The organism is Micromonospora sp. DT46 (assembly GCF_049841735.1).
GTDB classification, from domain to species: domain Bacteria; phylum Actinomycetota; class Actinomycetes; order Mycobacteriales; family Micromonosporaceae; genus Micromonospora; species Micromonospora reichwaldensis.
The window spans coordinates 239,555-265,780 of sequence record NZ_JBNCKW010000003.1 but is presented as its reverse complement, the minus strand read 5'-3'; the positions used below and the strand labels follow the sequence as shown (position 1 = coordinate 265,780).

The following is a 26,226-nucleotide window of genomic DNA, read 5'->3' as shown; positions in this document are numbered from 1 at the left end:
CGCACCCAGCCATCCCTCCTGTTTGGAGATCCTTTTGAGATACAGACGGACAACGGCCGGTGTGTTCTCCGCGCTGCTCGCCGCCGCCCTCGTGGCGACGGCGGTGCCCGCGCAGGCGCAGGGGCAGCCGAGCGCGGCCCTGCAGCAGGCGGAGCCGAACCAGGTGCAGGGCCTCACGGTCGTGCAGGGTGACGGGTACGCCACGCTGGCGTGGACCCGGGTGGAAGGGGCCACCGACTACCAGATCGAGCGGACCCCGCTCGCCGCGGACGGCACGCCCGGCACGCCGGTCATCGCCGGTGTGTGGCGCCCGAACCGGCAGGTCAACAACGACGAGCCGACCTTCGCCGACGCCGGCTTCGCCCCCGGCAACGGCTTCCAGTGGCGGGTACGGGCCCGCTTCGGCACCGAGGTCCAGCCCTACTCGGCGCCGGTCAGCGGCACCACCCGCGGCCACTGGGGCGACCCGGGCACCCCGGGTGAGAACCTGCGCACCCAGTGGGAGGAGACGCTGGGCGCGCAGTACACCAGCGACGTCAACGAGTACGCGTACACCGCCACGCTCGACGGGGCCAGCGACCGGGTCCGCGTCGTCGAGATCGGCCGTACCGTCCTGAACCGGCCGATCAACATGCTGGTCATCGGCTACCCCCGGCCGGCGGCGACGCCGGAGGCGGTGGCCGCGACCAACCCGCTGATGGTCAACTGCAACGTGCACGGCAACGAGCCCGGTGACCGCGAGGCCTGCCTGATCATGGCCCGGCAGCTCGCCTTCACCAAGGACGCCAAGACCCTCGACCTGCTGTCGAAGACCACCATGCTCATCGTGCCGACGCTCAACGGCGACGGGCGGGCGGCCAACTCCCGGGGCAACTCCACCGGCCAGGACCTCAACCGGGACCACTCGCTGATCCGCCAGCCGGAGACCCGCGCCCTCGCCGAGATGGTGCGCGACTACCGGCCGATCGCCGGTTACGACGGCCACGAGTACGGCAACACCAACACCGGTGACCTGCCGATGCTGCCGCCGCGGCACCAGAACGTGGCGCAGGGCATCTTCGACGAGTCGCAGAAGATGATCGAGGGCCACATGTACACCGAGGGCGCCCGGGACGGCTGGTGGGCCTGTCCGTACGGGTGCACCACCGGGGCCAACGTGGGGCTGAGCGAGGAAACCATCCTGCGCAACACCCTCGGCCTGAAGAACGTGGTCAACTCCCTGCTGGAGCTGCGCAGCTCCGGTGGCCCGACGCGGCCCGACGAGTCCAACACCGCGAACAACCGCCGGCGCAAGACCTACTCCGCGCTGTGGACGTTCAACCAGTTCCTCACGTACCACGGCGCCAGCGTCAAGGGCATCACCAAGGCCCGTGCCGAGGGGATCCTGTCGCAGTCCGCCAACGAGGGACGCATCGTCTTCCGGGGCTCCCGCAAGATCGAGGCGTACCCCGCCCCGCACCCGGGTGAGGCCCCGCCGCCCGCGGACGCCCCCACCCCGGAGCGGATCCTCGAGCAGGCGCCGTGCGCGTACCGGCTGACCGAGGAGCAGTACCACGGCGAGCGCACCGACGGCCCGACCGGCCAGCGCACCACCGTGGCCCAGCGGCTCGCCGCCCACGGCTGGAAGGTGATCAAGGTCGGCGACAGCTACCTGGTTCCGCTGTCCCAGCCGCAGCGGGGCCTGATCCCGCTGCTGCTCGACGAGCAGGCCGTGGAGGGCCTGGTCGCTGGCGAGCGGGTCGCCCCCACCCTGACCGGTACCCGCAACGGCCCGCTGGTCGTCTCCGGCGTCGCCTGCCTGGACGGGGCCACCGTCCGGGGTCCGATCCGGGTTCAGCCCGGCGCCGTGCTGATCGTCAACGGCAGCTCGATCAACGGTCCCGTCGATGCCACCGGCGCCGCCGGGTTCGTCGTGACCGACAGCAAGGTCAACGGCCCGGTGCGCGCCACCGGCACCCAGGGCCCGGTCGTGGTGGTCGGCAACACGCTGACCGGCCCGGTCGGCGTGGTCAACGGCAAGGACGTGGCCCCGCTGGTGGCCGGCAACACCGTCAACGGCCCGCTGGACTGCACCGGCAACTCCCCGGCACCGACGAACCTGGAGGTCGCCAACTCCGTGAGTGGTCCGAAGTTCGGCCAGTGCGCCCAGCTGTGACCTGCTGAGTCCCCGCCGAGGTGCCGGCAGGTCGGCCCACCGCCGACCTGCCGGCACCTGCCGTACCGGTACTGGAGTGGAGAGACCGTGTCCCAGACCCTCATCCCCGGCCCCCCGCCCCGGGCCGCCCGCCGTCGGCGGGCGGCGGCCGGAGCCGCCCTGGCCCTCCTGGTCGCGGTGACCGGATGCACCGGCTCGCAGGCGTCCCCCGCCGCGGCCGACCGCACCGGCGACAGCACGCCGGTCGCGGTCACCGGACCGCTGTGCGACGCGTTGCCCTCGGGTACCGAGCCGGGTAGTCCGGGCTCGCTGGTGGACCGGTCCCCCGCCCAGGCCCTGACGTGGATTCCCGTGCTCACCATGTTCGAGGCGGCGGTGCGGGCCACCGGCATGACCGAGGAGCTGTCCGCCGCAGGCGGGCTCACCATCCTCGCCCCCACCGACGACGCCTTCCGGGCCAGGTTCTCCACCGCCAACCTGGACCAACTGCTGCTCAAGGACACCGCGACGCTGCGCGGGCTGCTGAGGGAGCACCTGGTCGCCGGGGCTCGCCCGGTGGCCGACCTGGCGTCCGCCGGCACCGTCACCACCCTGGCGGGCACCACCCTCGCCGTCGCCCCGGCCGGGTCGGGCGTCCGGCTGGCCGACCGGGCCGAGACGATCTGCGCCGACTTCCGGGCCGGCGGCGCCCGAATCCACGTGATCGACAAGGTGCTCGGCAACCTGCCGGAGACCGCCCACGAGGAGGACCACGCCCACTGAGCGGTGCCGCCCGACGAACGGCCGCCGACCCCGCACAAGAGGGTCGGCGGCCATTCCCGTCCTCGGGGCGGTCGCCGCAGGTCCCGCCGTCTTCTCACCCGGCCGGCCGACGACCGGAATCCACCCGACTGACACGAACCGGCACTTTCAGGTGTCCTCCGTCACCTTGGCCCCTTTCGAGATGCGGGATCGGTCGGGATGCCCTTTGCTTGTTCCCAGGGGCGCGCCCGCGCGCCCCTGCCCGGCCATTCGGCCATCCCTCAGCACCGTTCCGCCGCCACCGCTGCCGGCGCGTCCCACCATGCACGGACGGAGATCGATTGTGACGACCCTGCGGGTCGACGAGCAGCCCACCAGCACCCCGGGCCGGGTCCACCGGCCCACCCTCACCTCCCGGCCCCAGGTCCCGGCGCAGTCCGGAACGACGGGCACGCCCCCGCAGACCCGCCGCATCCTCATGCTCTCCTGGGAGTACCCGCCGGTCCTCGTCGGCGGCCTCGGCCGGCACGTGCACGCCCTCTCCGTCGCCCTCGCCGCCGCCGGCCACGAAGTCACCGTCGTCACCCGCCACACCGACGGCGCACCCCTCGAGGAGTACGCCGACGGCGTCCGCATCGTCCGCGCCGCCGAAGACCCCGTCACCTTCCCCCTGGCCACCTCCTCCCTGCTCGCCTGGACCATGGCCTTCAACCACACCCTCACCCGCGCCGCACTACGCGCCACCGAAGCCGGCACCTACGACGTCATCCACGCCCACGACTGGCTCGTCGCCCACACCGCCATGACCCTGCGCGAACACCTCGACATCCCCCTCGTCAGCACCATCCACGCCACCGAGGCCGGCCGACACCAGGGCTGGCTGCCCGAGGAGATGAACCGCACCATCCACGGCGTCGAACACTGGCTGGCCGGCGAATCGGGCCGGGTGATCGTCTGCTCCGGTTACATGCGTGACGAGGTGACGGGGCTGTTCGGCGTGCCGACGGGCCGGGTCGACGTGGTGCCCAACGGCGTGGAGCCGCACCGCTGGCGCGTCCCGGCCGCCGCGGTGGCGCAGGCCCGCGCCCGCTTCGCCGGGGACGGGCCGCTGGTCACCTTCGCCGGCCGGCTGGTCTACGAGAAGGGCGTGCAGCACCTGATCGCCGGGCTGCCCCGGCTGCGCGAGCGGCACCCCGGGCTGCGCGCCGTCATCGTCGGCGACGGGCCGTACCGCGGCGAGTTGGAGGCCGAGGTGCACCGCCTGGGTCTCGGCGGCACGGTCAGCCTGCCGGGCTTCCTCGGCGGCACCGACCTGCCCGCCGTGATGGCCGCGTCGGACTGCTTCGCCGTGCCGAGCATCTACGAGCCGTTCGGCATGGTGGCGCTGGAGGGTGCCGCCGCCGGCGCGCCCCTGGCCGTCGCCGCGACCGGCGGGCTCGCCGAGATCGTCGAGCCCGGGGTGACCGGGATGACCTTCCGGCCGCACGACCCGGACGGGCTGACCGACGCGATCGACGCGCTGCTGTCGGACCGGGAGCGGGCCCGTCAGCTCGCCCGCCGGGCCCGCGTCATGGTGCACGAGCGCTACGGCTGGTCGGCCATCGCGCAGCGTACGGCGACCGCCTACGCGACCGCGATCGCCACCGCCGGGTCGTTCGCCGCCGAGCGGGTGACCCGGGGCCGCGCCGTGCCGTCGATCGCCGAGGGCAACCTGCTGGCCGCCGCCGGCCTCCGCTGACGGGGCAAGGAAGGGCACCTTCCTATCGCTTTGCGTTGGAAGGTGCCCTTCCTTGCACCCCGTCGGGCGCGACGGCGGTGGGTACGAGACGACGGAGGCCGCCGACCCGGTGCGGGTCGGCGGCCTCCGTCGTCGGTACGGCCGGAACTCAGCGCTCCGAGAACGGGGCGTACGCCCGCTCGGGGGCACCGGTGTAGATCTGCCGCGGGCGGCCGATCTTGGTCTCCGGGTCGTTGATCATCTCGCGCCACTGCGCGATCCAGCCGGGAAGCCGGCCCAGCGCGAAGAGCACCGTGAACATCTTGGTCGGGAAGCCCATGGCCTTGTAGATCAGGCCGGTGTAGAAGTCCACGTTCGGGTAGAGCTTGCGGGAGACGAAGAACTCGTCGGCGAGGGCGATCTCCTCCAGCTGCATGGCGATGTCCAGCAGCGGGTCGGGCTTGGCCATCCGGCCGAGCACGTCCTGGGCCGCCTTCTTCACGATCGCCGCGCGCGGGTCGTAGTTCTTGTAGACCCGGTGGCCGAAGCCCATCAGCTTCACGCCGTCCTGCTTGTCCTTCACCTTGCGGACGAAGGACCCGACGTCGCCGCCGTCGGCCTGGATCTTCTCCAGCATCTCCAGCACGGCCTGGTTGGCGCCGCCGTGCAGCGGGCCGAAGAGCGCGTTCACGCCGGCGGAGACCGAGGCGAAGAGGTTGGCGTTGCTGGAGCCGACCAGCCGCACGGTCGAGGTGGAGCAGTTCTGCTCGTGGTCGGCGTGCAGGATGAACAGCATGTCCAGCACCTTGGCCATCACCGGGTCGACCTCGTACGGCTCCGCCGGCACGCCGAAGGTCATCCGCAGGAAGTTCTCCACGTAGCCCAGCGAGTTGTCCGGGTACAGCAGCGGCTGCCCGATCGACTTCTTGTACGCGTACGAGGCGATGGTGGGGACCTTCGCCATCAGCCGCACCGTGGACATCTCGACGTGCGAGGAGTCGAACGGGTCCAGGCTGTCCTGGTAGAAGGTGGAGATGGCGCTGACGGCCGACGAGAGCACGGCCATCGGGTGCGCGTCGCGCGGGAAGCCGTCGAAGAAGCGGCGCATCTCCTCGTGCAGCAGCGAGTGCCGGCGGACCCGCTCGGTGAACTCGGTCAACTGCTGCTGGGTCGGCAGCTCACCGTAGATCAGCAGGTAGGAGACCTCCAGGAAGGAGGACTTCTCCGCGAGCTGCTCGATCGGGTACCCACGGTAACGCAGGATCCCCGCGTCGCCGTCGATGTAGGTGATGTCGGACGAGCAGGCGGCGGTGTTGACGAAACCGGGGTCGTACGTCGTCATCCCGGTTTCCTTCAGCAGCTTGCCCACCCCGATGCCGGCGGGGCCCTCGACCGCGGATTGCACCGGCATCGAAAGCTGCCCACCGGGGTGATCGAGCTTGACTTCCGTCATGGTTCCCTCGCTTCGCCGGCAGATCTGCGTTGAATTGCCTTCGCTTTTACCGTAATCACGGTCGAGGAGATACCGCCCGTCGTGGTTCGACGGTGAGGCATGCGTCACCCGTTTCCCGACCAGCGACCCGGGAAACCCGTGCAATCCGGACGCCCACCCACCACCAAGCCCCACACCACCCCACACCACCCACCGCCCCGCCCCACGCCACCCACTCCGCCCCGGCCCCGCGCTGCCCGCCCGCACTGCCCCACCCCACCCCGCGCCGCGCCACCCCGCGCCGCGCCACCCCGCGCCGCGCCGCGCACGTTGATCATGAAGTTATTGCCTCCGGAAAGCGCATTCCAGGACAATAACTTCATGATCAACGCCGGGGAAGGGTGCGGGGAGCGCGGGCAGGACAAGGCGGGGGCCGGGGCCCAGGGCCCCAGGCCGGGTCTGCGCGGGGCCGGGACCGGGCGGGGGCGGGGCCGGGGCGGGGCGGATGGGTCAGGTGAGGGTGAGGGTGCGGAGGGTGTTGTCGGGGGCTACGCGGTAGACGGTGAGGCGGTTGGCGCCGGCGTGGAAGAGGCGGTCGTCGGCGAGCAGGGCGGCAAAGCGGCGGCCGCCGGCGTCGCGGGGTACCACGGGGACGACCGCGCCGATCCGGCCGTTGACGGCGATGGCCAGCTGTGTGCCGTCGGGTACGTCGTCGGGCACGTCGCCCCAGACGGCGGCCGGCAGCCGTCCGGTGTCCGGGTCCACGGCGTCGAACGCGGCCAGGTCGGCGACCCGGGCGGTGCCGCCCGTCGGGCGGTCGCCGACGGCGGCGCCCACCAGCGGGTGGGGCGCGGGCGGCGCGATCGGGGCCGGCAGGCCGCCCGCGACGGGGGTCGGCTGGCCGGGGCGGTCGTAGAAGACCTTGCCCGCCTCGGCGCGCGGGGTCTGCCGGGCGGACCGGCCGTCGATGGGCCACGGGAGCCGGATGGCCGCCTCGTCGGCGATGGTGGGGAGCAGGTCGACGTGCTGCCAGTTCCGGTCGTCGATCCGGCCGGCGCGCTGGCCCGGTGCCTTGACGAACGTCGGCACCCAGGCGACCTCGCCGGGGGCGGCCCGGATGGCGCCCATGCCCCGGCCCTGGGCGCCGGGGGTGAAGCTGACGCCGTGGTCGGCGGTGACCACCAGCAGGGCCTGGTCGTAGAGGCCGGTGGAGCGCAGGGTACGCAGGGTCTCCCCGATCAGCCGGTCGGTGTAGCCGAGCTGCGCGAGGTGCCGCCGGCGGGCCAGCTCGGCCCAGCCGTCGCCGTCGTTCGGCAGGTCCGGCGGGGCGTCGTAGCGCGCCCCCGAGGGCAGGTACGCCCACGGCGAGTGGGGCATCAGCAGGTGCAGGAAGTGCAGGGTGGGCCGGGGCGCCGGCCGGAGCCCGGCGAGGAAGCTGGCGAAGCGGGCGGGCTGGTTGTCGTCGAGGCTGTCCCAGCGGAACTTCGGGTCCGCCGGCACCGGCTCGGCGGCGTCGACGCCCGCCTCCGCGCGGGTCTGCTCGCGGTACGAGTCCTCCGGGTCGACGCGGCTGTCGACCGGGGCGGTGACCTGCCGCAGCAGCCCGCCGGCCTGCCGGATCAGCACGCCCATCCCCTGCTCCGGGCTGACCGGCTGCTCGCAGCGGCTGGGCGGGCAGAGCCGGGTGATGCTCTCCTCGGCGCGGACGTCGTACAGGCCGCCGAGGGCGGTGAAGAGGTTGTCCGGGTACTGCGAGTAGTGCGGCGCGGCCGCCCGCTGCGGGTAGCGGCCGGTGAGCATGGCCGGCAGCGCGTAGGGCGTCCAGCCGCTGACGCCGGTGGCGTTGCGGTACCAGGTGGAGCCGCCGGCCAGCTCCGCGAAGTGCGGGAACCGGGCGGCGTCGATCCGCCCGTCCGCGCCGAGCAGGGAGACCAGGGGCAGCTCGTCGAGGACCAGCACGACCACCGGCGGGTGGTTGCCGGGCCCGGCCACCCCGGCGGCGCCGCCCTCGCCCCGGGGCAGCACCACCGTGGAGGTGGGCGAGGCGAACACGAACAGCCCCACGAACAGCAGCGGCCCGGCCGCGGCGAGCCGCAGCATCCGCCCGGGCGCGCGCCAGCGCCGGTGCGCGGCGGCCCCGGCGGCTCCGGCCACCGCCGCGAGCAGCAGCAGCGGTACGCCCCGCAGCGGCGTACCGTGCCGGCCGATCTGCACGGCCAGCGCGGCGAGCAGCAGGCCGACCAGCAGGGTGTGCGTGGCCGAGCGGGCGGTGCGTCCGGCCAGGCGGGACAGCGCGCCGGGCAGCGCGACGGCGGCGGTGGGCACCAGCGCGACCAACGCCACCAGCAGCATGATCTCCCCCCGGTCGGCCCGGTGGAACAGGAAGAAGTCGGGGCTGCGCCCGAGGACGTCCAGCAGCGGCTGGGTGACCACGAGCCCGACGAGCCCCGCCACCTCGGCCAGCCGACCCAACTCGGTACGCCAGCCACCCGGCTGACCACCGGCAACCTGGCCTACGGAAACCCGCTCGCCCGACGACGGCTCGCCCGACGGCCAGTCACCCGACGGCGGGCCGTCCGACAGCCGGTCACCCGACGGCGGGTCGCCCGACGGCCGGTCACCCGACGGCCGCTCGCCCGACCGCCCGTCGCCCGGCGGCGGGTCGCCGCACGTGCGGTCCGGCGGGGGCGCCGGCTCAGCCACCCACGACCGCCGCGTAGAGCGTCCGGGTGCCCGAGGGCAGGTCGAGTCGCCGCGCGATCCGGCAGCGCGCGGAGAGCAGCCGCTCGAACTCGGCCGGCCGGTAGTCGGGGAAGAGTCCCTCGGGCTTGTTGGCCAGCAGCCGCCGGGCCATCGGGTCCTCGGGGTGGACGAACTCCACCACCACCCGGGCGCCCGGGGCGGCGAGCCCGACGAGCCAGTCCAGCACCTCGGGCAGCGGCACGTTGCGCCCGATCGCCAGGTGGTGCACCACGGCCAGGGCGAGGATCGCGTCCGCCTCCACCCGGTCCGCGAACGAGGCCCGCTCGACGCCGCGCCAGCCGCCGCCGGGCGACGGGTCGGCGAGATCCATCACCAGGGGCAGGATCCGCCGCTCCCCCGCCGCGCGCAGGTCCCGGTAGAGCCCGTCCACCACGCCCGGGTCCTGCTCGACCGCGACGACGTAGTCGGCGTGCCGGGCGGCGAGGCGGGCGTACCGGCCGTCGTTGGCGCCGAGGTCCAGCGCCAGGCGGGGCCGTGGTCCGTCGGCCAGCGCCTCGGCGACGAAGCGTTCCTTCGCGGCCCGGTCGTCGGCGGTGTACGCGCAGGTGCGCTGGTAGTCGACCCAGTGGCTGGCCGTGCGGCGGGGCTCCAGCCGCCGGACGAGCTTCTCGATGCCGCGTACGGTGGCCAGCGCCAGCTCCCGCGAGTAGCCGGCGGCCCGCAGCTGGGACCGGACGTCGGCGGTGCTGGCCCGGGCGTTGCGCCGCTGCATGGCGTCGTGCAGGTGCACGTGGGTGGGCACGCCGGGCAGCAGCCGCCGGACGCCGCCGAACAGCCGGCGCATCTGCTCGGGCTCGATGCCGTCGACCCGGGCGCGCAGCCAGGGTTGGAAGTCCAGCCCGAGGTGGGCGTCGAGCAGCAGCGGGTAGAGCAGCGTCTGGCAGAACTGCCGGTAGCCGGCCCAGGGCTCGCCGTCGCGGGCCGGGGTGAACGAGCCGACGTCGATGAACACGGGTTCGGCGCCCCGCCACTGGAGGTTGTAGGCCGACCCGTCCTTCGTGGTGAACCCGGCCGGCAGGGCCGCGCGCAGGATCTCCAGGTGCAGCAGCGCCGCGTCGCGCAGCATGGTGAAGGACCACTCGTACGGGTGGGAGACGAACGGGATGCGCTCGTGGCGCAGGACGGCGGCCCACCGGTCGGCCGACGGCACGGCCGGCGAGTCGACCGCCTCGGTGCCGCACACCTTGCCGGCGGCGAGCAGCGGCGGGAAGAACTCGCTGGCGGTCAGCGCGCGCCACTCCCCGGCGGCCTGCTCGTCCAGCCCACGCAGCACGTCGCCGTCGAGGTGGAAGACCCGGTTGGCGGGGTCGCGGAAGGAGCCTGGCTCGGCGCGCAGGCCGGTGCGGGAGTTCGCCATCGGCCAGGGTCAGCGCTGGTCGGTGGGCTGGCGGCGGAACCGGTCGACCAGTCGCCGCCAGTAGAGCTTGGCCGCCACCGCGGCGCCGGCCACCCCGCCGACCACCGCCTGCACGATCAGGCTGCCGGACCCCGCGTCCAGGTAGGCCAGGTGTTCCACCGACCGCTCCTTTCCTCGCGTCTCGATGTTCGGCGTACGCGGGCAGGATCCTTGAGGGATTTGCCCGTAAAGCCGGACTTGTCTGACACGCTACGCCGATCGTCCCGGTCGTGAGGGGCACACCCGACACTCCGCCCGTTGTCCGTTTCGTTCAAGACGGGCGCCGGGAGCCTCCCTACGGTGGGAGCCATGGCACCCAGACTCGATCTCATCGGCATGGTCAGCAGCGACCTGTCCCGCTCCCTCGCCTTCTACCGGCGGCTCGGCCTCGACATTCCCGCCGACGCCGACACCGCGCCGCACGTGGAGGTCACCCTGCCGGGCGGCATCCGGCTGGCCTGGGACACCGCCGACACCGTCCGCGCGTTCGACCCCGGCTGGAAGCCCGGGGGCGGCGGCGGGGCCAGCCTCGCCTTCCTGTGCGCCGACCCGGCGGAGGTGGACCGGCTCTACGCGGAGCTGGTGGCCGAGGGCCACGAGGGTCACCTGCCCCCGTGGGACGCCTACTGGGGCCAGCGGTACGCGGTGGTGCTCGACCCCGACGGCAACGGCGTGGACCTGTTCGCCCCGCTCGCCGCGAGCTGAACGCGGACCGGCCCCGCCGGACACCGGAAACCCGACCCGTCGGGCCTCGTGGTCGATGGTGAGGATCCACGCGGAACCGCACCGGGAACGCGCGGAGCGTCAGCGGTCACCCGGCCGGGAAGATCGCCGAGCGTTCAGCTCAGCAGGGCGGTGGGCGGCACGCCGGCCAGGTCCCGCACGTCGCGGGTCAGGTGGGCCTGGTCGGCGTAGCCGCAGCGGGCCGCCACCTCTGCCAGCGGGGTGCCGGCGCGGGCCAGCGCCAGCGCGCGCCCCATCCGCAGGATCCGGGCCAGGGTCTTCGGGCCGTACCCGAACAGGTGCTGGCACCGGCGGTGCAGGGCGCGCGGATCGAGGCCGATCCCGGCGGCGGTCGCGGTCACGCTGGCGCCGGCGGCCAACGCGGCGGCGACCCGGGCGCCGATCGGATCGGGCCCGCCGGCCGCCCGCAGCCGCCGGACGGCGATCTCCGTCAGCACGTCGGCTGGGGCCGCCTCCGCCCGCTCGGCCAGCCGGGCGACGTCCCGGTCGCCCCACAGCTCCGCCAGGGGGACACGCCGGTCGCGCAGTTCGACGGCCGGTACGCCGAGCACCGCCGGTCCGGTGCCCGGCGGCAGCCGCAGCCCCACCCAGCGCTCCGGCGGCCCGCCGCCGCTCAGGTGCGCGGTGCGGTCCGGCCCGGCCACCGTCAGCCCGCAGCGGCTCGACCAGAGCAGGTCGAGGCAGCCGTCGGGGAGCACCCTGGCCGGTGCGGCGCCCGCCGTCGTGGCGCTGGTCCAGAGCACCGCGCCGGCAAACCCGGCCGGACGTTCCCGGTACATGCCGCCCAGCCTGCCACGGCCGGGCTAGCCTCCGGATGTGCGATGGTCGGTGCTGGACGCTCCCCTCGACTCCTCCGGACGCGGCCGGGGCGAGCACCGGGCGCCCGCCGCGCTGCGGACCGCCGGGCTGCTGGGCCGGCTGGGCGCGGCCGACGCAGGCGCCGTCGACGCCCTGATCACCGACCCGGTCCGGGACCCGGAGACCGGGGTGATCGGCGTCGACCAGGTGCGCCGCGCCGGCCGGGCGATCGCCGCCCGCACGACGACGCTGATCGGCTCGGGACGGCATCCGCTGGTGCTCGGCGGCGACTGCGCGATCCTGCCCGGCATCCTGGCGGGGCTGCCCGCCGGCTTCGACCTGTGGTTCCTCGACGCCCACCTCGACTTCGAGGACGGCCGCACCTCGCCCACCGGTGAGGCGGCGGACATGGACCTGTCGATCGTCACCGACCACGGCCCGGCGGGAGTGCTCGACCGGGAGGGGCCGCTGGTCGACCCCGACCAGGTGCACCTGCTCGGCCACCGGCCGCTCGACCGGGCCGCGACGGACGGGAAGGAGGCCTACCGGATCGACCCCGCCGTCCACCTGGTGCCGGCCACCCGGCTGCGGGGCGCCGACGCCGCGGCGGTGGGCCGGGATCTCGCCGCCGGTACGACGCCGGCCTGGCTGCACCTCGACCTCGACGTGCTCGACCCGCTGGTACTCCCGGCGGTCAGCTATCCCGAGCCGGACGGGCTGGACTGGGCCGACCTCGTCGCGCTGGCCCGACCGCTGGTCCGCTCGGGTCGGCTGATCGGGATGAGCGTCACCGACTTCAACGCAGACGAGGACCCCGACGGGCGGCACGCGGAGCGTGTCGGGCAGGCCCTCGCCGAACTGCTGGCCGACTGACCGTCGCCCGTCCGGCCCGCCCGACGGTCACCGCGGCGCCGGCCCGTGGCCCGGTCCGCCCGACGGTCGCCGCGGCGCCGGCCCGTGGCCCGGTCCGGCACGGGTCACCCGCCGGAGCTGGCTCCCGGCAGCCGGACGGTGAACACCGTCCGGCCGGGCCGACCGTCCAGCTCGACCGTGCCGTGGTGGGCCTCCACCACGGCGGCCACGATCGCCAGGCCCAGGCCGGTGCTGCCGTGCGCCCGGGACCGGGAGCTGTCGCCCCGGGAGAAGCGTTCGAACACCTCGGCCCGCAGCGCCGGCGGCACGCCCGGCCCGTCGTCGGCGACGCCGAGCACGGCGACGTCGCCGTCGACCCGCAGGGTGGTGGTGACCGTGGTGCCGGGCGGGGTGTGCACCCGGGCGTTGGCCAGCAGGTTCGCCAGCACCTGGTGCAGCCGGGCCGGGTCGCCGGGGACGCGGACCACGGTGTCCGGCAGGTCGAGCCGCCACCGGTGCTCCGGCCCCGCCACGTGCGCGTCGCCGACCGCGTCCACCACCAGCGCGGACAGGTCGACCGGCTCGACCACGAGCGGCCGGCCCGAATCCAGCCGGGCGAGCAGCAGCAGGTCGTCGACGAGGCGGGTCATCCGGGTGCTCTCGGACTCGACCCGGCGCAACGCGTGGGCCACGTCGGGCGGCACCTCGTCCCGGCCGCGCCGGGCGACCTCGGCGTACCCCCGGATGGCCGCCAGCGGGGTCCGCAGCTCGTGGCTGGCGTCGGCGACGAACTGGCGTACCCGGGTCTCGCTGGCCTGGCGGGCGGCGAGCGCGGCGCCGACGTGCCCCAGCATCCGGTTCAGCGCCGCGCCCACCTGCCCCACCTCGGTGCGCGGGTCGGTGTCGGCGGCCGGCACCCGCACCGACAGCGCGACCTCGCCGCGGTCCAGGGGCAGCTCGCTGACCCGGCCAGCGGTGGTGGCGACCCGGCGCAGCGGGCGCAGGGTCGCCCGCACGATCAGGGCTCCGGCCCCGCCGGCGACGAGCAGCCCCGCGGTCGCCACACCGGCCTGCGCGGCGACCAGCCACCAGACGGTCTCCGACACGCCCGACAGCGGCAGGCCGAGCACCCGCACGGTCCCGCCCGGAAGCTGGCGCGCCACCACCCGGTAGGCACCGCGCTCGCCCAGCTCACGGGTGCGGGGGCGGCCGTCCGTGGGCAGGTCCGCGAGGCCGGCCAGGTCCCCGGCGGGGACGGCGCGTTCCTCCCGGTCGGCGAGGGTCCAGGCCCGGACCACCCGGCCGTCGGCCACCTCGGCGGCGACGGTCCCCGGCGGAAGCCCCCGGGGAATCCGGGCGTCCGGCCCGAAGGGTGGCGCCTCGAAGGGCGACGGCACGCCCCGACCGGGACCGGTCCGCATCGGCGTCAACTGGTCGTCGACCCGGTCGATCAGGAACTGCCGCAGCGCGACCGTGGTGATCCCGCCAATGGCCACGCTGACCAGGGCCAGCAGGGCGACCAGGGTGACCACCAGGCGGGTCCGCAGCGACACCCCGGCCAGCCGGTGGCGCAGCCGGCCGGCGGCCCGCTCACTCCGCCGGCCGGAGGACATACCCCGCGCCGCGCAACGTGTGGATCATCGGCTTCCGGCCCGCGTCGATCTTCTTCCGCAGGTACGAGATGTACAGCTCCACCACGTTGGCCTGGCCGCCGAAGTCGTAGTTCCAGACCCGGTCGAGGATCTGCGCCTTGCTGAGCACCCGGCGCGGGTTGCGCATCAGGTAGCGCAGCAGCTCGAACTCGGTGGCGGTGAGCGTGACGGGGCAGCCGTCGCGGCGCACCTCGTGGCTGTCCTCGTCGAGGCTGAGGTCGCCGACGGTGAGCACCGCGTCCGGGCGGGCGGCGACGGCGAAGCCCGAGCGGCGCAGCAGCGCCCGCAGCCGGGCGATCACCTCCTCCAGGCTGAACGGCTTGGTGACGTAGTCGTCGCCGCCGACGGTCAGCCCGGCGATCCGGTCCTCCACCGCGTCCCGCGCCGTCAGGAAGAGCACCGGCACCGTCGGGGCCTGCTCACGCAGCCGGCGCAGCACCTGGAAGCCGTCCAGGTCGGGCAGCATCACGTCGAGCACCACGGCGTCCGGCCGGAACTGCCGCGCCGCGTTCAGCGCCGACGTGCCGTCGCCCGCCGTACGCACCTGCCAGCCCTCGTAGCGCAACGCCATCGACAGCAGGTCGGCCAGGGTCGGCTCGTCGTCGACCACCAGCACCCGCACCGGCTCCCCGTCGGGGCGGCGCAGCTCGACCCGGCCCGCCCCGACCTGCCCGTCCTTCACCATGGCCCCCATCGTGCGCCGGGCCGCTGTGCCCGGCTTGTGCGCCACCTGTGCCCCCGCTGTGTGCCGGCCGACCCGTCCACCGCCGGGCCGCCGGGCGCCCGGGACGTGGCGGTGGTCGTCGTCGCCGTGGTGGCCCGGCCACGCCCGCTGGCCGCCCCGCCCGACGGGCGACGGGCGAGCTCACTCGGTCATGCCCACCGGGTAGGTGTGCACGAAGCGCATCGTCCAGGTGCCGCCGCCGGTGGGCTGCTCGCGCTGGTAGAGGTGGTCCGGTCCGCCGGCCGTGGCCGGCCCGGCGCCGTCGGGGTGCCGAAGGATCCAGTGCGCCGGCGGGGAGCCGTCCGGCTCGGCGGGCACCGACCGGACCAGGTCGTGGGCCGGGCCGCCGACGAAGCGTACGGTCACCTCGCTCATCCGCGCGCCCGCCTTCCCGCAGTGCCGCCCCGACAGCGGCCCTGGCTCGCAAGCTACCGCAGCAGTGGGCGGCCCCGCCCGGATCCGGCAGCGGTTTGCCCTGATCGGAGCTCGGGTACCGCTGCCCTGGGGACCTGTCGAGGGACGGGCCAGGAAGAGCAGGGAGCGGTCGATGAGAACGCTGGACGGGCGATACCGGCTCGAACAGCGCATCGGCATCGGCGGCATGTCGGAGGTCTGGCGGGCCCACGACGCGGTGCTGGACCGGCCGGTCGCGGTAAAGGTGATGTCCCCGGGGCAGGAGGGCCAGGACACCTCTGTGGAGCGCATCCGCGCGGAGGCCCGCTCCGCCGCCCGGCTGGTGCACCCGAACGTGGCCTCCGTGCACGACTTCGGCACCTGCGGGACTGGCCCCGAGGGTCAGGTGCCCTACATCGTCATGGAATTGGCCGAGGGCGAGACGCTGGCCGCGCACCTGCGGGCCGGACCGCTGGACTGGCGCATCGCCGTACGGGTCTGCGCCGAGGTGAGCGCCGCGCTGGCCGCGGCGCACGCGCACGGCATCGTGCACCGCGACGTCAAGCCGGCGAACGTGATCCTGACCCCGGCCGGCGTGAAGGTGCTCGACTTCGGCATCGCCACCCCGTCCGGCACCCCGGACCGGTCACCGGAGGGGATGGTGGTCGGCACGCCCGCCTACCTCGCGCCGGAGCAGCTGGAACGGGCACCCGTCACACCCGCCGCCGACATGTACGCCCTCGGCGTCCTGCTCTACTACTGCCTGACCGGGCGGCTGCCGTACCAGGCGGGCACCACGACCCCGACCCAGCTGCTCGGCGCGCGCCTGCGGCAACCGCCGCTGCCGCTGCCGGAGATCGAGGGGCTGCCGCCGGAGGTGGCCGACCTGTGCGCGAGCTGCCTGGCCGACGACCCGGCCGACCGGCCGTCCAGCCTGATGGCGGCCCTGCTGCTGGCGGAGGCGGTGGACGCCCGCGTGTACGTGCCGCTGGGGCAGCCCACGGCGCCGCGACAGCGCGTCGGGTCGATGTCGCCGTGGACCGAGCGGGCGGCGGCCGAGGCGACCGAGGCGGCTCCCGTACCCGACTGGTCCACCCAGGCCGGCTGAGCCTCCTTCCGCGGCCCGACCAGGCCGGCGTCGTGGGGGCCGCTTCCGTCCGGCGTCCTTCGGGTCGCCCACCGGTCGCCCGCGTTTCACCGTCCGGGGGCCGGGTAGCCGGGCGGGTGAGCGACGGGAGGAACGCGATGCCGGAATCGAGCTCCTGGCTGAACGAGACGGCCACCGCGACCGCCGAGGGCGGCCACGTACGCACCGACGACGGGAGCCTGTCCACGGCCCTGGCGTCCCCACTGGCGCCGCACTGCTCGGGGCTGACCCCGGAGCAACTGCTCGCCGCCGCCTTCGCGTCCTGCCTGCACCACGCGGCGGTGGAGGCGGCGGGCGAGATCACCGACGAGGCGCACACCGTGCAGGTACGCGCGGAGGCGAAGCTCGGGCGCGACGACGACGGCCGGTACCGGGCCGACGTGCACGCCTCCATCTCGTCGGCGGGGCTGAGCCGGCAACAGCTGGCCGAGCTGGTGGAGCACGCGGACCGGTTGTGGCCCTTCTCCAGCGGCGACGGCAGCCGGCACCGGCTCACCGTCACCCCGGCGGAGAACGGCCGGCACTGACCGACCCGTCGGCGGGCCCTGCGGCGCGGGACAGCTCCGACACCACCGCCGCCGGTCCGACCTGCACCACCGCCGCCGGCACGGCCTGCGCCGTCACCTCGGGGGCCGACGGGCGGTCGGTCGGGTGACCCACGGCGGCCTCCACCGTTCGGTGGAGGCCCGACGCCAGCCCGGCGCCGGAGCCCGCGATCGATTCTCCACCCGATTATCAACCCCTAATCGGATATATGCGAAAGAGTCGACAAGAGCGATTGGCGGCTTTGATGAGCCGTCGGGGGTAATCGGCCCGCAGATCGGCGCAAATTGTGGCGCATGCCACCAACCAGGCCGATGGCAAGACGCGCTCGCCTTTCTAGCCTCGGCGGGTGCACCCCGACGACCCTCTCGACCAGAAGCTGACCCAGGATCGACCGGCCACCCGCTCGGACGACCCCGCCTCGACCGAACGGACGACCGGCCGTCATCGCGCTGCGGAACGGCAGCGTCGCCGCGGCCGGGCCCTGCTCGCCTCGACCCCCGTCCGGGTCGCGCTCGCCACCGGCGTGACCTGCTGCCTCGGCGTGGCCGCGTTCGCCGGCACGCGCGAGGACGCCGACGCCGCGCGGGAACCCGTGGCCGAGGCGCTGGCCGAGCGGGCCGTCGACGACGACCGCGCTTCGCGGTCCCTGGACCGGGCCGTCTCGCCTTCGCCCTCGCCCTCGCTCAGCCCCAGCCCGACGCCGAAGCCGACCCCCTCGGCCACCCGCAAGGCCCCGCGTAAGCCGGCCCCGCCACCCCGCCCGCGCCCGGTCGCCGGACTCACCCAGGCGCAGATGGACAACGCCAAGATCATCGTCGACGTGGGCGCCGAGCTGAAGATGCCCCGCCGCGCCATGGTGGTGGCCGTGGCGACCGCGATGCAGGAGAGCCGGCTCTACAACCTCGCCAGCGACGTGCTTCCGGAGTCCAGCCGGTACCCGCACCAGGGCAGCGGCTCCGACCACGACTCCGTGGGCCTGTTCCAGCAGCGCCCGAGCAGCGGCTGGGGCACCGTACGCGAACTGATGCGCCCGTCGTACGCCGCGCGGGCCTTCTACGAGGCGCTGCGGGAGGTTCCGGGCTGGCAGCAGATGAGCGTGGCCGGCGCCGCCCAGGCCGTGCAGGTCTCGGCCTTCCCCGACGCGTACGCCCAGCACGAGGGCCTGGCCACCACGGTCGTCGCCGCGCTGACCTGACGGCGGCCGGCTGGCCACGCCGGTCCCTGGCCGGCGAGGGTCAGCGGATCCCGGCGCGGCCGCCCGGCGGCTCGCTGGACGCGTCCGCGCCGCCCCGGGCGGCGATCCTGGTCGCCGGCACCCCGCTGCCGGGCATCCCGGCCGCGGCGGTCGGAGTGTCCGCCGGGACCGGTTCGACGGTCAGCCCGTCGAGGATCCGGTCCACGCGGGCCTCGCGCCTGCGCCGGGCGTACAGCGCCTCCTCGAAGTCCCGGCGGGCCTGCACGGCCTCGGCGTAGACGCGCTCGCGCACCTGCCGGGCCTCCTCCCGGGCCGCGTCGAGCTCGACCCGCGCCCGGGTCAGCAGGTCGACCGCCTCGCGATCGGCGTCGTCGGCGCCGCGCCGGGCCGGGTCCGCGTCGCCGAGGTCCAGCCGTTCGAGCAGGCCGCGCAGCGCCGTCGCCTCGTCACGGATCTCGTCCCACTCGCGACCGGCCCTCGCGGCGCCCTCCGCCCGGGCGGCGAGCCGGGCCAGCCGGACGCCGATCTCGTCCAGGCAGGAATCGACCTGCCGCTGGTCGTAGCCGGTCTCCACGACGCAGAACCTCATACTGTCGCCCCCCAGGCAGCCGGTGGTTTCCTTCCCCACCCTGGATCCTCGGCGCTGGGGGCGGCAGCGGAGGGGCTTCGGGAAAAATGTTCACCATGCGGACGCCCGCAAGGCCGGGCGCGTCGCCGCGACCCGGCGGGGCCGACCGCCCGGGGGCGCCTCAGGAGCGCTTCGGGAGCACGACCACCCGGCCGAAGAACTCGTCGATCCGGCGCACCACGTCGTTGAAGTCGTCCAGGTCGATCGGCTTGGTGACGTAGGCGTTGGCCTGGAGCGTGTAGCTGCCCACGATGTCCGTGTCGGCGTTGGAGGTGGTCAGCACGACGATCGGGATCGTACGCAGGTCCTCGTCGCCCTTGACCTCGCCGAGCACCTGACGCCCGTCCATCCGGGGCATGTTCAGGTCGAGCAGGATGACGTCCGGCCGCCGGGCGTCGGTGTGCCGCCCCTCGCGGCGCAGGAACTCCATCGCCTCCTGGCCGTCGCTGACGACGTCGATGACCTTCTCGACGTCGGAGTCCGCGAGGGCCTCCTCGATCATCAACACGTCGCCCGGGTCGTCGTCCACCACCAGGATGCGAACCGGACTCGGGGTGTCTGCACCCATCACTACCTGCTTCGGGTCGGTGGAACGGAGAATCGCGAGGCGCTCTGTGCCGGCGGGGAAATCTAGCCCATCAGCCGGCGGACCGCGCGGTCGGGTCGGCCCTGCCGGACTCGTGTCTCAGCACCTCGGCCAGCCCTGTCACCTGGAGCACGCGGTCGACCCGGCCGGTGGCGCCGGTGACCCGCAGCCACCCGCCGTCGGCGGCGACCCGGTTGTCGCCCCGGACGAAGGCGGCGATCCCCGTGGAGTCGCAGAAGGTGAGCTCCGTCAGGTCCACCAGCAGGCGGCGCTCGCCAGCCTCGACCAGCCGGTCGATGGCCGCGTTGAGCTCGGGCGCGGTGCTCAGGTCGAGTTCGCCGGCCAACCGCAGGCGTGCCGCCCCGCCGTCGCGGTCGGCGTACGTGACCGTGAACGTCACCCCTGGACCCCCTCGCTTGACCGCAGGCGGATGCTTGCAGTGTGGCAAGTATAAGCAGGGGCACCCGACACGGCCGCACCGGCGCTCATCGCGCCCCGGAGTCACCCGCCCTGGCCAGGGACGACCGCGCCGCCCCGAGGAACCGCGCGGCCCGGGGAAAGTCGCGCAGGACCCGCCCGTAGTGTTCCAGAGTCGACCCCAGGGCGGGGGCCGGCACACCCCGACTGGTGAGGATCTCGACCAGCCAGTCGACGAACTCGGTGAACAGCGAGCCGTCGTCGACGTAGAGCGCGGCGGCCAGGAAGTCCACGATGTAGCCCAGGTCGCTGACGGTGGAGTCCAGCTGGCTGGGCGTGTAGTCACGCGTCCCCGGGTCGTGTTCCCGCAGGTCCGCCAGCGCGCCGTCGATCAGCTCGCCGCGCCGCTTGAGCAGGCTGGTGTACTCGTCGTCGGCCAGGTGGCTCAACTCCGCCGGCGGGACGCGACGCAGCGCGCGCTCGTCGGCGACCAGGTTCGCGGCGGTCGGGGCGTCCGGCGCCCAGGCGACGCCGAGCCGCCGGGCCCAGCGGCCGTCCGCGCCGAACCCCCGGCCCCCCACCACCACGGGGACGTCCACGCGCCGGCACGCCTCGATCATGCGGTGCGCGTGCGGCAGGCGCATCGGCAGCGCACAGGCCAACGCGACCGCGTGGGCGTCGTGCCGGTGCAGGTACGACACCAGGTGCGGGGCGGGGACGCTCGCGCCGAGGAAGGTGACCTGCCAGCCCCGCAGCCGCAGCACCTCGGCGACCAGCCGGGGCGGCAGGGCGTGCCACTCGCCGTCCATGCAGGCCACCACCACCCGGCCCCGCGTCGGGCGCGGGTTCGCGTACGCGGCCACCGCCGCCACCACCCGCTCGCTGATGTGTGTCGCGGCGTGCTCCTGGGCGACGCTCCACTCGTTGCGCGCCCACCGCTCCCCCACCTCGGCCTGCGCCGGGGCGACCAGGTCGAGCAGGACGCGCTCGGCGGGCACGCCGGCCTCGAGCAGGCCGGTGGCCACCTCGATGGCCGCGTACTCGTCCGCCTCCTGGAGGCAGTCCAGGTATCCGGGCCAGACGCCTGCCGGGGTGGCGTCGGCGGTCGGGGCGGCGGTCACGGTCGGGTCCCCCTCGTCTCGGCGGTGCCGCTCGCGTCGGGCACCGCGTGCAGGTGCCTGGGCGTACGCCCGCCCGGACCGGTCGCGCGCAGCGCGAGCACGGCGATGTCGTCGTGGTCGCCGTGGGCCAACCAGTCGCAGGTCACCTGCTCGACGCGCTCGGCCAGCGCGGGCGCGGGCATCCGCTGGCAGCCGGTGACCGCGTGCACCAGCCGCTCCGTGCCGAACTGCTCGTTGCCGCGGCGGCCCCCGCGCGCCTCGGTCACCCCGTCGCTGTAGAGCAGGCAGGTCTCGCCCGGCTCCAGCCGGACGGTCACCTCCCCGATCCGGGGATCGGGCACCACGCCGACCAGCATGCCCGACAGCGGGACCGGCTCGACCTCGCCGGAGCCGCGCAGCACCAGCGGCGGCAGATGACCACCGCCGGCCAGGGTCAGGGTCAGGCCGCCCTCGCGGTGCGCGCGGACCACTCCCAGCACCATCGTCGCGAAACGCCCCTGCCCCTGCGCCTGGCTGGTCTCCAGCAGCGCGTCGTTGAGCAGCTTCAGCAGGCGCCCCGGCTGCGACTCGACCCGGTGCAGCGCCTGGAGGCACTGACGCAGCTGGCCGGTGAAGACCGCCGCCTCGACACCCTTGCCGGAGACGTCGCCCAGGAAGAACACGGAGCCACCGTCGGCCAGCCGGTGCGAGCCGTAGAAGTCGCCACCGATGCGCAGCCCGGCCTGGGCCGGCCGGTAGGCGGTGCCCCACTGCACCCCGGTCGCCTCGGCCGGCTCCACCGGCACCAGGCTCGCCTGGAGCGTGTCGGCGACCTCGGCCTGGTCGCGGTAGAGCAGCGCCGTGGTCAGCGCGGCCCCCGCCCGGGCCGCGAAGGCGCGGGCCAGGTCCACGTCGGCCTCGTCGTACCAGCGCTCGACGCGCCGCGCGACCAGCAGCACGCCGGCCGGGGCGTCGCGACCAGGCAGCGGCACCACCCGGACGCAGGCCTCCGCCGCGGTGAGCCCGGGCAGCCAGCCGGCCTCCGCGGCCTGCTCCGCCAGCCAGTCGAGGGTGTGCGGTTCCCCGCCGTCCAGCCCCTCGGTGATCGCCGCGGGCAGGTCGACGGCGGGCAGGATGCCGCTGTCCACCACCGGGGCGTCGTCGTCGCTGCGGGCGGCCCGCCACCAGCGCGCCCGACCGGAACGGGGTGCCAGCACCAGCACCGCCACCTCGGCCAGCGTCGGCACGGCGAGGCGGACCACCGCCGCGGCGGCCCGGTCCGGGTGCAGGGGATTGCCGAGCTTCTCGCCGACGACCGCCAGGAACGCCGAGCGGGCCCGCTCGGCGAGCAGGGCGTCGGCGCGGGTGACGCTCTCGGTGACGTCCTCGACGTACCAGCAGCAGCGGGCGGCCGACAGCGGCACCCGGCGCGCGCGCAGCCGGCGGCCGTGGTGGGTGAACTCGCCGTCGGCGGTCAGCCCGGCAAGGTTGGCCGCCGCGAGCAGCTCGCCCGGGGTGACCTCGGGCAGCAGCCGCTCGGCCACCGGGCTGACGTGCCGGACGACGCCTCGCGCGTCGCAGACGACGAGACCCTCGCGGAAGTGCTCGACGACCTCGGACCAGTCGGGTGCCGCGTGCTCCCGGTCGGCCGCCAGGGCGGGGAGCGCGGAGGCCGGGCGTGCCGGGGCGCCGGCGGACCACGCCGTGGCCCGTGCGGCACTCGGTGTGGGGACCCGCCCGTCGCCGGGATCTGAGTCCCGGACGTCCGCAGCAGTCACCGGCTGAGCCCCACTCCTTGTCGAAACCCGCACCACCGGGAGGCAGCACAGGTGGTCAGATCTCTCGCACCCACCCTACGCCCGTGTGCCGCGAACGCCACCCGACGCCCGTCGTGCGGCCGGCGCTCGGTGCCCGGCGGGACCTGCGACGCGTTGTTACGATCCCTGCATCCCCGCCCCTCGGCGGCCTGCGAAAGGGCGTGATCGTGCTGTCCCGTCGGAGCCAACCCGAGGCGACTCCGTTGAGCATGACCGTCGACCGGTCCGATCCCGCCGCACCGCTCATCCGGGTCGGGGGCGACCTCGCCTACACCACCGCCGGGCCGCTGCGCGCCGAGGTCGACCGGATCCTCGCCGGCGCTCCGCCGGCCCTCGTCCTCGACTTCACCGACCTGCTCTTCATCGACAGCACCGGCCTGGGGGTGATCGTGCACGCGTGGCGCGAGGGGCAGCAGCGCGGCACCGCCCTCCGGCTGCGCGCCGTGCCCCGGTTCCTGGCGACGATCCTCGACCTGACCGGCGTCGCGGGCCTGCTCGCCCGGCCGCTCGGCGAGAGCCTGGCGGCGGCGGAGGACGCCGGCACCGCCTGACGCGCTCCGCCCGGCCCCCCGCTTTGCACCCGGGCCCGCGACTGGGAACATGGGCGCATGGCCGCTCAGCTGTTGACCATCGAGGTGACCCGGCTCGACGCCGGGCGCGCCCGGCTCCGGCTGTCCGGTGAGCTGGACTTCGACACCGCCCCGGAGCTCGTCGCCGCCACCGCCGAGCTGCGCCGGGACGGCTACCAGGAGCTCCTGTTCGACCTGAGCGCGGTCAGCCTGTGCGACTCGTCCGGGCTCAGCGCGTTCCTGACCGCCCATCACGACGGCACGGGCGCGGTCCGGCTCACCGGGGTCGGTTCCCAGCTCCAGCAGTTGCTCGACCGCACCGGCCTGACCGAGCTGCTCGCGGTGGAACACGGCACCGACGGCGCCACCCGCCGGGCGGGCTGAGGCCGGCCGGGCTCCGCGCGGGGCGAGGGGTGGCCCCCGACCCTGGGACCAGGGGCCGGGGGCCGGAGTGAGGCTCAGGGTGCGGTGAGTGGTTGCAGCCGGGGTCCGGTGGTCCGCCGCTGGCCCGTCGTCGGCGGCTCGGCGTCCTCCGGCGGCCCGGAATCGGGAGTCTGGAAGAGATAGCGGACGAACACCCCACCCGCCTCGTTGTCGTCCGCCCCGGGCCACTGCCCGATGCAGTCCACCCCGACCACCTCACGCCCCGAGCCGTCGCCCTCCTCCAGCAGCGCCCACAGGCTCACGGGGTAGCAGCGGGTGTCCTCGGGCGAGAGGCGCCAGCGGGCGTACCAGCCGGGTCGGGCGGGAACGATCTCGACGATCCTCTTCATCACGACCTGTCCTTCCGCGTTCTCGGAAGTTCTCCGGTCCGCTGCGATCGTCGGCTCCCGCCGGGTGACCGCCCCTCACCCCCGCCGGATGAAGCTGTCCCGCCGCCCATCCGGGCATCGCCGGCCCGGCCGTCGGCGTCCGTTTCGGTGCCGGCGCCGGCGGGAAGGCGACCGGCGGAAGCGAGGAAACACCAGCGGAAGCGAGGTGTCACCATGCGCAAGCAGATGGAGGGCGACAACCAACGTCGCCGCGCGCTGGCCCGCCAGGCCCGGGAGCGCGGCATGCAGGCCAGCGAGACGGGGGCCAGCCTGAGCGCCTCCAAGCAGCTCACCCACCTGGAGCAGGGCAAGCGCGCCGGTCCGCCGCCGGCCGGCAGCCGCCACAAGCCGGACAGCACGCGGGGCGGGCCGGCGCCGCCAGCGGCGGGCGTCCCGGAGTCCCCCCGCCCTCTGCCCGACCGGGGCTCGGGTGCGCCGGAGGGGACCCCGCTGGGCTACCACGCGCTGGTCGACGACGTCGTCCGCCGTACCGGTACCGACTTCCGGACCGCCAAGGTGGGCGTCGAGTCGACCGTGCTGGTCCTGGCCTTCGCCCTCGGCGAGGCGGAACGCCGGCGGCTGCTGGCAGCGGTGCCGACGAAGCTGCACGACGTCCTTCCCGTGGACGGCATCAGGCGACGCCCGGACCTGCCCGGCTTCCTGGCCGAGGTGGGCCGGATCAGCGGCCGTACCCCGGAGCAGGCCCGTTACCAGGCGGAGGCGACCGTGGCGGCGCTGGCCGACCACGACGGCGACCTGGTCGAGTCGCTGCACGTGCCGGACGGCCTGCGTGACCTGCTGGAGCCGCCGTCCGTCGGTGGCGGGGTGGTCGGCGCGGTCAGCGCGACGCCCCCGCTGAGCGACACCGACCTGCGGGAGGCACTCGGCGCGCTGCCCTACTGGTCCGGCGACGGCGAGGCGCTGTCCCGCACGCTGGAGCTGCCGGCGGACAACCTGGACCGGGTGCTGGACCGGATCGACCGGCTGCGCCAGGAGACCGGTCGCGGCCCGCGCATCGGTCGCCCCGACCCGGGCACCGCCGTACTGACCGTACGGTCCCGGCAGGCCGGCGCGGTGACCGCGATGGACGTGGACCTCGCCCACGCCGTCGACGACGCGATCGACGAGGCGGGCGCCGGGATGGCGACCGGCTGACCGGCGTACGGGCCGGCGGACGTCCACCCGCCGGCCCGCCCCGGCTCGGCTAGCCTGCCGGGGTGGACCCCTCCGAGGCGCCCCGGCTGGAGCTGGTCGTCGACCCGGCCCGCCCCACCGGGCGTACGCTCCTCGCCGCCGGCGTGGAGCAGTCCTACGTGGACGTGGCCGATCCCCGGCACCTGCACTTCGAGTACGTACGGCGGATGGCCGCCGTGGCCGACCTGGCGGCGCCGCCCGGCCGGCCGCTGGCCGTGCTGCACCTGGGCGGCGGCGCGCTGACCCTGCCCCGCTACGTGGCCGCCACCCGGCCCGGCTCGCCGCAACTGGTCGTGGAACGCGATCCGGCCGTGGTCGACCTGGTGGCGCGGGAACTGCCCGCGCCACCCGTCGGCGTCGACGTGCGGGTGGCCGACGCCCGGGACGCGGTGACCCGGGCGCCCGCGGCCGGCTACGACCTGGTGCTCGCTGACATCTACCGGGCGGCGCGGATGCCCGCCCACGTGCGCAGCGTCGAGTTCGTCACCGAGGTGGCCCGGACGCTGCGCCCCGACGGCGTACTCCTGGTCAACGTGACCGACCTGCCGCCGCTGGTCTTCGCCCGGGTCCAGGCGGCCACCCTGCGGGCGGTCTTCGCCGACGTCTGCCTGGTCGCCGACCGCCGGATGCTGCGCGGGCGGCGGTACGGCAACCTGGTGTTCGCCGCCGCGCTGCGCCCCGGGCGGCTGCCGGTGGCCCGGCTGTCCGCCCGGGCCGCACGGGATCCGGTGCCCGGCGGGGTGCTGCACGGGGCGACCCTGGACGCGTTCGTCGCCGGCGCCCGTCCCGCCACGGACGCCGCCCTCGCCCCGCGCTGAGGCGACCGCCCAGGGAGCGGAACCTGTCGG

At 75.0% G+C, this 26,226-nt stretch carries 26 protein-coding genes; 12 read left to right on the top strand and 14 right to left on the bottom strand.

All coding sequences use genetic code 11. The features are described 5' to 3' along the window. The first annotated feature begins 61 nt into the window (after window positions 1–61). The 3 genes from ACLQ20_RS09090 (at window position 62) to ACLQ20_RS09080 (ending at window position 4,634) form a co-directional block, all read left to right on the top strand. Window positions 62–2,155, top strand: a complete 2,094-nt coding sequence (locus tag ACLQ20_RS09090; protein ID WP_425854985.1) for a M14 family zinc carboxypeptidase — start codon at window positions 62–64, stop codon at window positions 2,153–2,155. 87 nt (window positions 2,156–2,242) lie between these two features. Then, window positions 2,243–2,917 carry a fasciclin domain-containing protein gene (locus ACLQ20_RS09085; protein WP_425854983.1) on the top strand — a complete coding sequence of 225 codons (675 nt, stop codon included), beginning with the start codon at window positions 2,243–2,245 and terminating at the stop codon, window positions 2,915–2,917. 322 nt (window positions 2,918–3,239) lie between these two features. Then, window positions 3,240–4,634: a glycosyltransferase family 4 protein gene (locus ACLQ20_RS09080; RefSeq protein WP_425854981.1), complete on the top strand. Its 1,395-nt coding sequence runs from the start codon at window positions 3,240–3,242 to the stop codon at window positions 4,632–4,634. A 148-nt stretch (window positions 4,635–4,782) separates the two neighbouring features. Here the strand turns inward: ACLQ20_RS09080 and ACLQ20_RS09075 are convergent, their stop codons facing one another. The 4 genes from ACLQ20_RS09075 to ACLQ20_RS09060 form a co-directional block, all read right to left on the bottom strand. Next, entirely contained in the window at window positions 4,783–6,066 is a 1,284-nt protein-coding gene (locus tag ACLQ20_RS09075; protein ID WP_151457762.1) for a citrate synthase, read from the bottom strand. Window positions 6,067–6,555: 489 nt separating this feature from the next. Then, window positions 6,556–8,628: a sulfatase-like hydrolase/transferase gene (locus tag ACLQ20_RS09070; RefSeq protein WP_425855358.1), complete on the bottom strand. Its 2,073-nt coding sequence runs from the start codon at window positions 8,626–8,628 to the stop codon at window positions 6,556–6,558. Between the two features lie 112 nt (window positions 8,629–8,740). Then, window positions 8,741–10,165, bottom strand: coding sequence for a class I SAM-dependent methyltransferase (locus ACLQ20_RS09065; RefSeq protein WP_425854978.1), 1,425 nt, complete (start codon window positions 10,163–10,165; stop codon window positions 8,741–8,743). A 9-nt stretch (window positions 10,166–10,174) separates the two neighbouring features. Continuing rightward, window positions 10,175–10,324, bottom strand: a complete 150-nt coding sequence (locus ACLQ20_RS09060) for a hypothetical protein (RefSeq protein ID WP_165947858.1) — start codon at window positions 10,322–10,324, stop codon at window positions 10,175–10,177. A 189-nt stretch (window positions 10,325–10,513) separates the two neighbouring features. On the opposite strand from ACLQ20_RS09060, the gene ACLQ20_RS09055 reads away from it, so the two are divergent. Continuing rightward, window positions 10,514–10,909 (top strand): VOC family protein, encoded by a 396-nt coding sequence (locus tag ACLQ20_RS09055; protein ID WP_151456520.1) that lies wholly within the window; start codon window positions 10,514–10,516, stop codon window positions 10,907–10,909. A 134-nt stretch (window positions 10,910–11,043) separates the two neighbouring features. Here the strand turns inward: ACLQ20_RS09055 and ACLQ20_RS09050 are convergent, their stop codons facing one another. Continuing rightward, the gene (locus ACLQ20_RS09050) at window positions 11,044–11,727 is read right to left on the bottom strand and encodes a helix-turn-helix transcriptional regulator (RefSeq protein WP_358122568.1); all 684 of its coding nucleotides are present in this window, start codon (window positions 11,725–11,727) and stop codon (window positions 11,044–11,046) included. Between the two features lie 37 nt (window positions 11,728–11,764). On the opposite strand from ACLQ20_RS09050, the gene ACLQ20_RS09045 reads away from it, so the two are divergent. Beyond that, window positions 11,765–12,619: an arginase family protein gene (locus tag ACLQ20_RS09045; RefSeq protein WP_151456522.1), complete on the top strand. Its 855-nt coding sequence runs from the start codon at window positions 11,765–11,767 to the stop codon at window positions 12,617–12,619. Between the two features lie 104 nt (window positions 12,620–12,723). Here ACLQ20_RS09045 and ACLQ20_RS09040 read toward each other — a convergent pair whose 3' ends face one another. The 3 genes from ACLQ20_RS09040 to ACLQ20_RS09030 all read right to left on the bottom strand — a co-directional run bounded on the left by ACLQ20_RS09040 (window position 12,724) and on the right by ACLQ20_RS09030 (window position 15,349). Further along, on the bottom strand, window positions 12,724–14,160 hold the full coding sequence (locus ACLQ20_RS09040; RefSeq protein ID WP_225852400.1) for a sensor histidine kinase: 1,437 nt from the start codon (window positions 14,158–14,160) through the stop codon (window positions 12,724–12,726). Between the two features lie 28 nt (window positions 14,161–14,188). Then, the gene (locus tag ACLQ20_RS09035; protein ID WP_425854975.1) at window positions 14,189–14,935 is read right to left on the bottom strand and encodes a response regulator transcription factor; all 747 of its coding nucleotides are present in this window, start codon (window positions 14,933–14,935) and stop codon (window positions 14,189–14,191) included. Window positions 14,936–15,115: 180 nt separating this feature from the next. Then, entirely contained in the window at window positions 15,116–15,349 is a 234-nt protein-coding gene (locus ACLQ20_RS09030) for a hypothetical protein (RefSeq protein ID WP_151456525.1), read from the bottom strand. A 172-nt stretch (window positions 15,350–15,521) separates the two neighbouring features. On the opposite strand from ACLQ20_RS09030, the gene ACLQ20_RS09025 reads away from it, so the two are divergent. The 3 genes from ACLQ20_RS09025 (at window position 15,522) to ACLQ20_RS09015 (ending at window position 18,255) form a co-directional block, all read left to right on the top strand. After that, window positions 15,522–16,475, top strand: a complete 954-nt coding sequence (locus ACLQ20_RS09025) for a serine/threonine-protein kinase (protein ID WP_358122573.1) — start codon at window positions 15,522–15,524, stop codon at window positions 16,473–16,475. 137 nt (window positions 16,476–16,612) lie between these two features. Continuing rightward, a complete protein-coding gene (locus ACLQ20_RS09020; RefSeq protein WP_089000686.1) occupies window positions 16,613–17,041 on the top strand; it encodes an OsmC family protein in 429 nt (142 codons plus the stop codon). A 365-nt stretch (window positions 17,042–17,406) separates the two neighbouring features. Beyond that, window positions 17,407–18,255: a hypothetical protein gene (locus ACLQ20_RS09015; RefSeq protein WP_327028103.1), complete on the top strand. Its 849-nt coding sequence runs from the start codon at window positions 17,407–17,409 to the stop codon at window positions 18,253–18,255. Window positions 18,256–18,295: 40 nt separating this feature from the next. Here the strand turns inward: ACLQ20_RS09015 and ACLQ20_RS09010 are convergent, their stop codons facing one another. The 5 genes from ACLQ20_RS09010 to ACLQ20_RS08990 form a co-directional block, all read right to left on the bottom strand. Further along, the gene (locus ACLQ20_RS09010; RefSeq protein WP_151454809.1) at window positions 18,296–18,844 is read right to left on the bottom strand and encodes an ATPase; all 549 of its coding nucleotides are present in this window, start codon (window positions 18,842–18,844) and stop codon (window positions 18,296–18,298) included. Window positions 18,845–19,004: 160 nt separating this feature from the next. Continuing rightward, window positions 19,005–19,451: a response regulator gene (locus ACLQ20_RS09005; protein WP_151454808.1), complete on the bottom strand. Its 447-nt coding sequence runs from the start codon at window positions 19,449–19,451 to the stop codon at window positions 19,005–19,007. Window positions 19,452–19,521: 70 nt separating this feature from the next. Beyond that, complete coding sequence (locus tag ACLQ20_RS09000; RefSeq protein WP_151454807.1) at window positions 19,522–19,869, bottom strand: STAS domain-containing protein; 348 nt, start codon at window positions 19,867–19,869, stop codon at window positions 19,522–19,524. A gap of 85 nt (window positions 19,870–19,954) precedes the next feature. Continuing rightward, entirely contained in the window at window positions 19,955–21,007 is a 1,053-nt protein-coding gene (locus ACLQ20_RS08995) for a cobalamin B12-binding domain-containing protein (protein WP_151454806.1), read from the bottom strand. Further along, window positions 21,004–22,764 (bottom strand): PP2C family protein-serine/threonine phosphatase, encoded by a 1,761-nt coding sequence (locus ACLQ20_RS08990; RefSeq protein WP_151454805.1) that lies wholly within the window; start codon window positions 22,762–22,764, stop codon window positions 21,004–21,006. The genes ACLQ20_RS08995 and ACLQ20_RS08990 overlap by 4 nt, the downstream gene beginning before the upstream one ends. A gap of 248 nt (window positions 22,765–23,012) precedes the next feature. Between ACLQ20_RS08990 and ACLQ20_RS08985 the strand changes: the two genes are divergently transcribed. Together ACLQ20_RS08985 and ACLQ20_RS08980 are read left to right on the top strand one after the other, a co-directional pair. Next, complete coding sequence (locus tag ACLQ20_RS08985) at window positions 23,013–23,354, top strand: STAS domain-containing protein (RefSeq protein WP_425855356.1); 342 nt, start codon at window positions 23,013–23,015, stop codon at window positions 23,352–23,354. Between the two features lie 57 nt (window positions 23,355–23,411). Beyond that, window positions 23,412–23,756, top strand: coding sequence for an STAS domain-containing protein (locus ACLQ20_RS08980; protein WP_151454804.1), 345 nt, complete (start codon window positions 23,412–23,414; stop codon window positions 23,754–23,756). Window positions 23,757–23,830: 74 nt separating this feature from the next. Here the strand turns inward: ACLQ20_RS08980 and ACLQ20_RS08975 are convergent, their stop codons facing one another. Then, complete coding sequence (locus ACLQ20_RS08975) at window positions 23,831–24,145, bottom strand: hypothetical protein (protein WP_151454803.1); 315 nt, start codon at window positions 24,143–24,145, stop codon at window positions 23,831–23,833. Window positions 24,146–24,358: 213 nt separating this feature from the next. Here ACLQ20_RS08975 and ACLQ20_RS08970 point away from each other — a divergent pair, with 213 nt between their 5' ends. Together ACLQ20_RS08970 and ACLQ20_RS08965 are read left to right on the top strand one after the other, a co-directional pair. Beyond that, window positions 24,359–25,339 (top strand): DUF2267 domain-containing protein, encoded by a 981-nt coding sequence (locus ACLQ20_RS08970; RefSeq protein WP_425854970.1) that lies wholly within the window; start codon window positions 24,359–24,361, stop codon window positions 25,337–25,339. 62 nt (window positions 25,340–25,401) lie between these two features. Beyond that, on the top strand, window positions 25,402–26,196 hold the full coding sequence (locus ACLQ20_RS08965; RefSeq protein WP_425854968.1) for a spermidine synthase: 795 nt from the start codon (window positions 25,402–25,404) through the stop codon (window positions 26,194–26,196). Window positions 26,197–26,226 lie beyond the last annotated feature (30 nt).

What these genes read in the sequence shown, in the direction of transcription:
- ACLQ20_RS09005 (WP_151454808.1), bottom strand. Translation starts at nt 19,451, where the DNA reads ATGGGTGCAGACACCCCGAGTCCGGTTCGCATCCTGGTGGTGGACGAC.
- ACLQ20_RS09035 (WP_425854975.1), bottom strand. Translation starts at nt 14,935, where the DNA reads ATGGTGAAGGACGGGCAGGTCGGGGCGGGCCGGGTCGAGCTGCGCCGC.
- ACLQ20_RS09065 (WP_425854978.1), bottom strand. Translation starts at nt 10,165, where the DNA reads ATGGCGAACTCCCGCACCGGCCTGCGCGCCGAGCCAGGCTCCTTCCGC.
- ACLQ20_RS09055 (WP_151456520.1), top strand. Translation starts at nt 10,514, where the DNA reads ATGGCACCCAGACTCGATCTCATCGGCATGGTCAGCAGCGACCTGTCC.
- ACLQ20_RS09075 (WP_151457762.1), bottom strand. Translation starts at nt 6,066, where the DNA reads ATGACGGAAGTCAAGCTCGATCACCCCGGTGGGCAGCTTTCGATGCCG.
- ACLQ20_RS09025 (WP_358122573.1), top strand. Translation starts at nt 15,522, where the DNA reads ATGAGAACGCTGGACGGGCGATACCGGCTCGAACAGCGCATCGGCATC.
- ACLQ20_RS08980 (WP_151454804.1), top strand. Translation starts at nt 23,412, where the DNA reads ATGGCCGCTCAGCTGTTGACCATCGAGGTGACCCGGCTCGACGCCGGG.
- ACLQ20_RS08975 (WP_151454803.1), bottom strand. Translation starts at nt 24,145, where the DNA reads ATGAAGAGGATCGTCGAGATCGTTCCCGCCCGACCCGGCTGGTACGCC.
- ACLQ20_RS09010 (WP_151454809.1), bottom strand. Translation starts at nt 18,844, where the DNA reads ATGAGGTTCTGCGTCGTGGAGACCGGCTACGACCAGCGGCAGGTCGAT.
- ACLQ20_RS09020 (WP_089000686.1), top strand. Translation starts at nt 16,613, where the DNA reads ATGCCGGAATCGAGCTCCTGGCTGAACGAGACGGCCACCGCGACCGCC.
- ACLQ20_RS08985 (WP_425855356.1), top strand. Translation starts at nt 23,013, where the DNA reads ATGACCGTCGACCGGTCCGATCCCGCCGCACCGCTCATCCGGGTCGGG.
- ACLQ20_RS09050 (WP_358122568.1), bottom strand. Translation starts at nt 11,727, where the DNA reads ATGTACCGGGAACGTCCGGCCGGGTTTGCCGGCGCGGTGCTCTGGACC.
- ACLQ20_RS09030 (WP_151456525.1), bottom strand. Translation starts at nt 15,349, where the DNA reads ATGAGCGAGGTGACCGTACGCTTCGTCGGCGGCCCGGCCCACGACCTG.
- ACLQ20_RS08970 (WP_425854970.1), top strand. Translation starts at nt 24,359, where the DNA reads ATGCGCAAGCAGATGGAGGGCGACAACCAACGTCGCCGCGCGCTGGCC.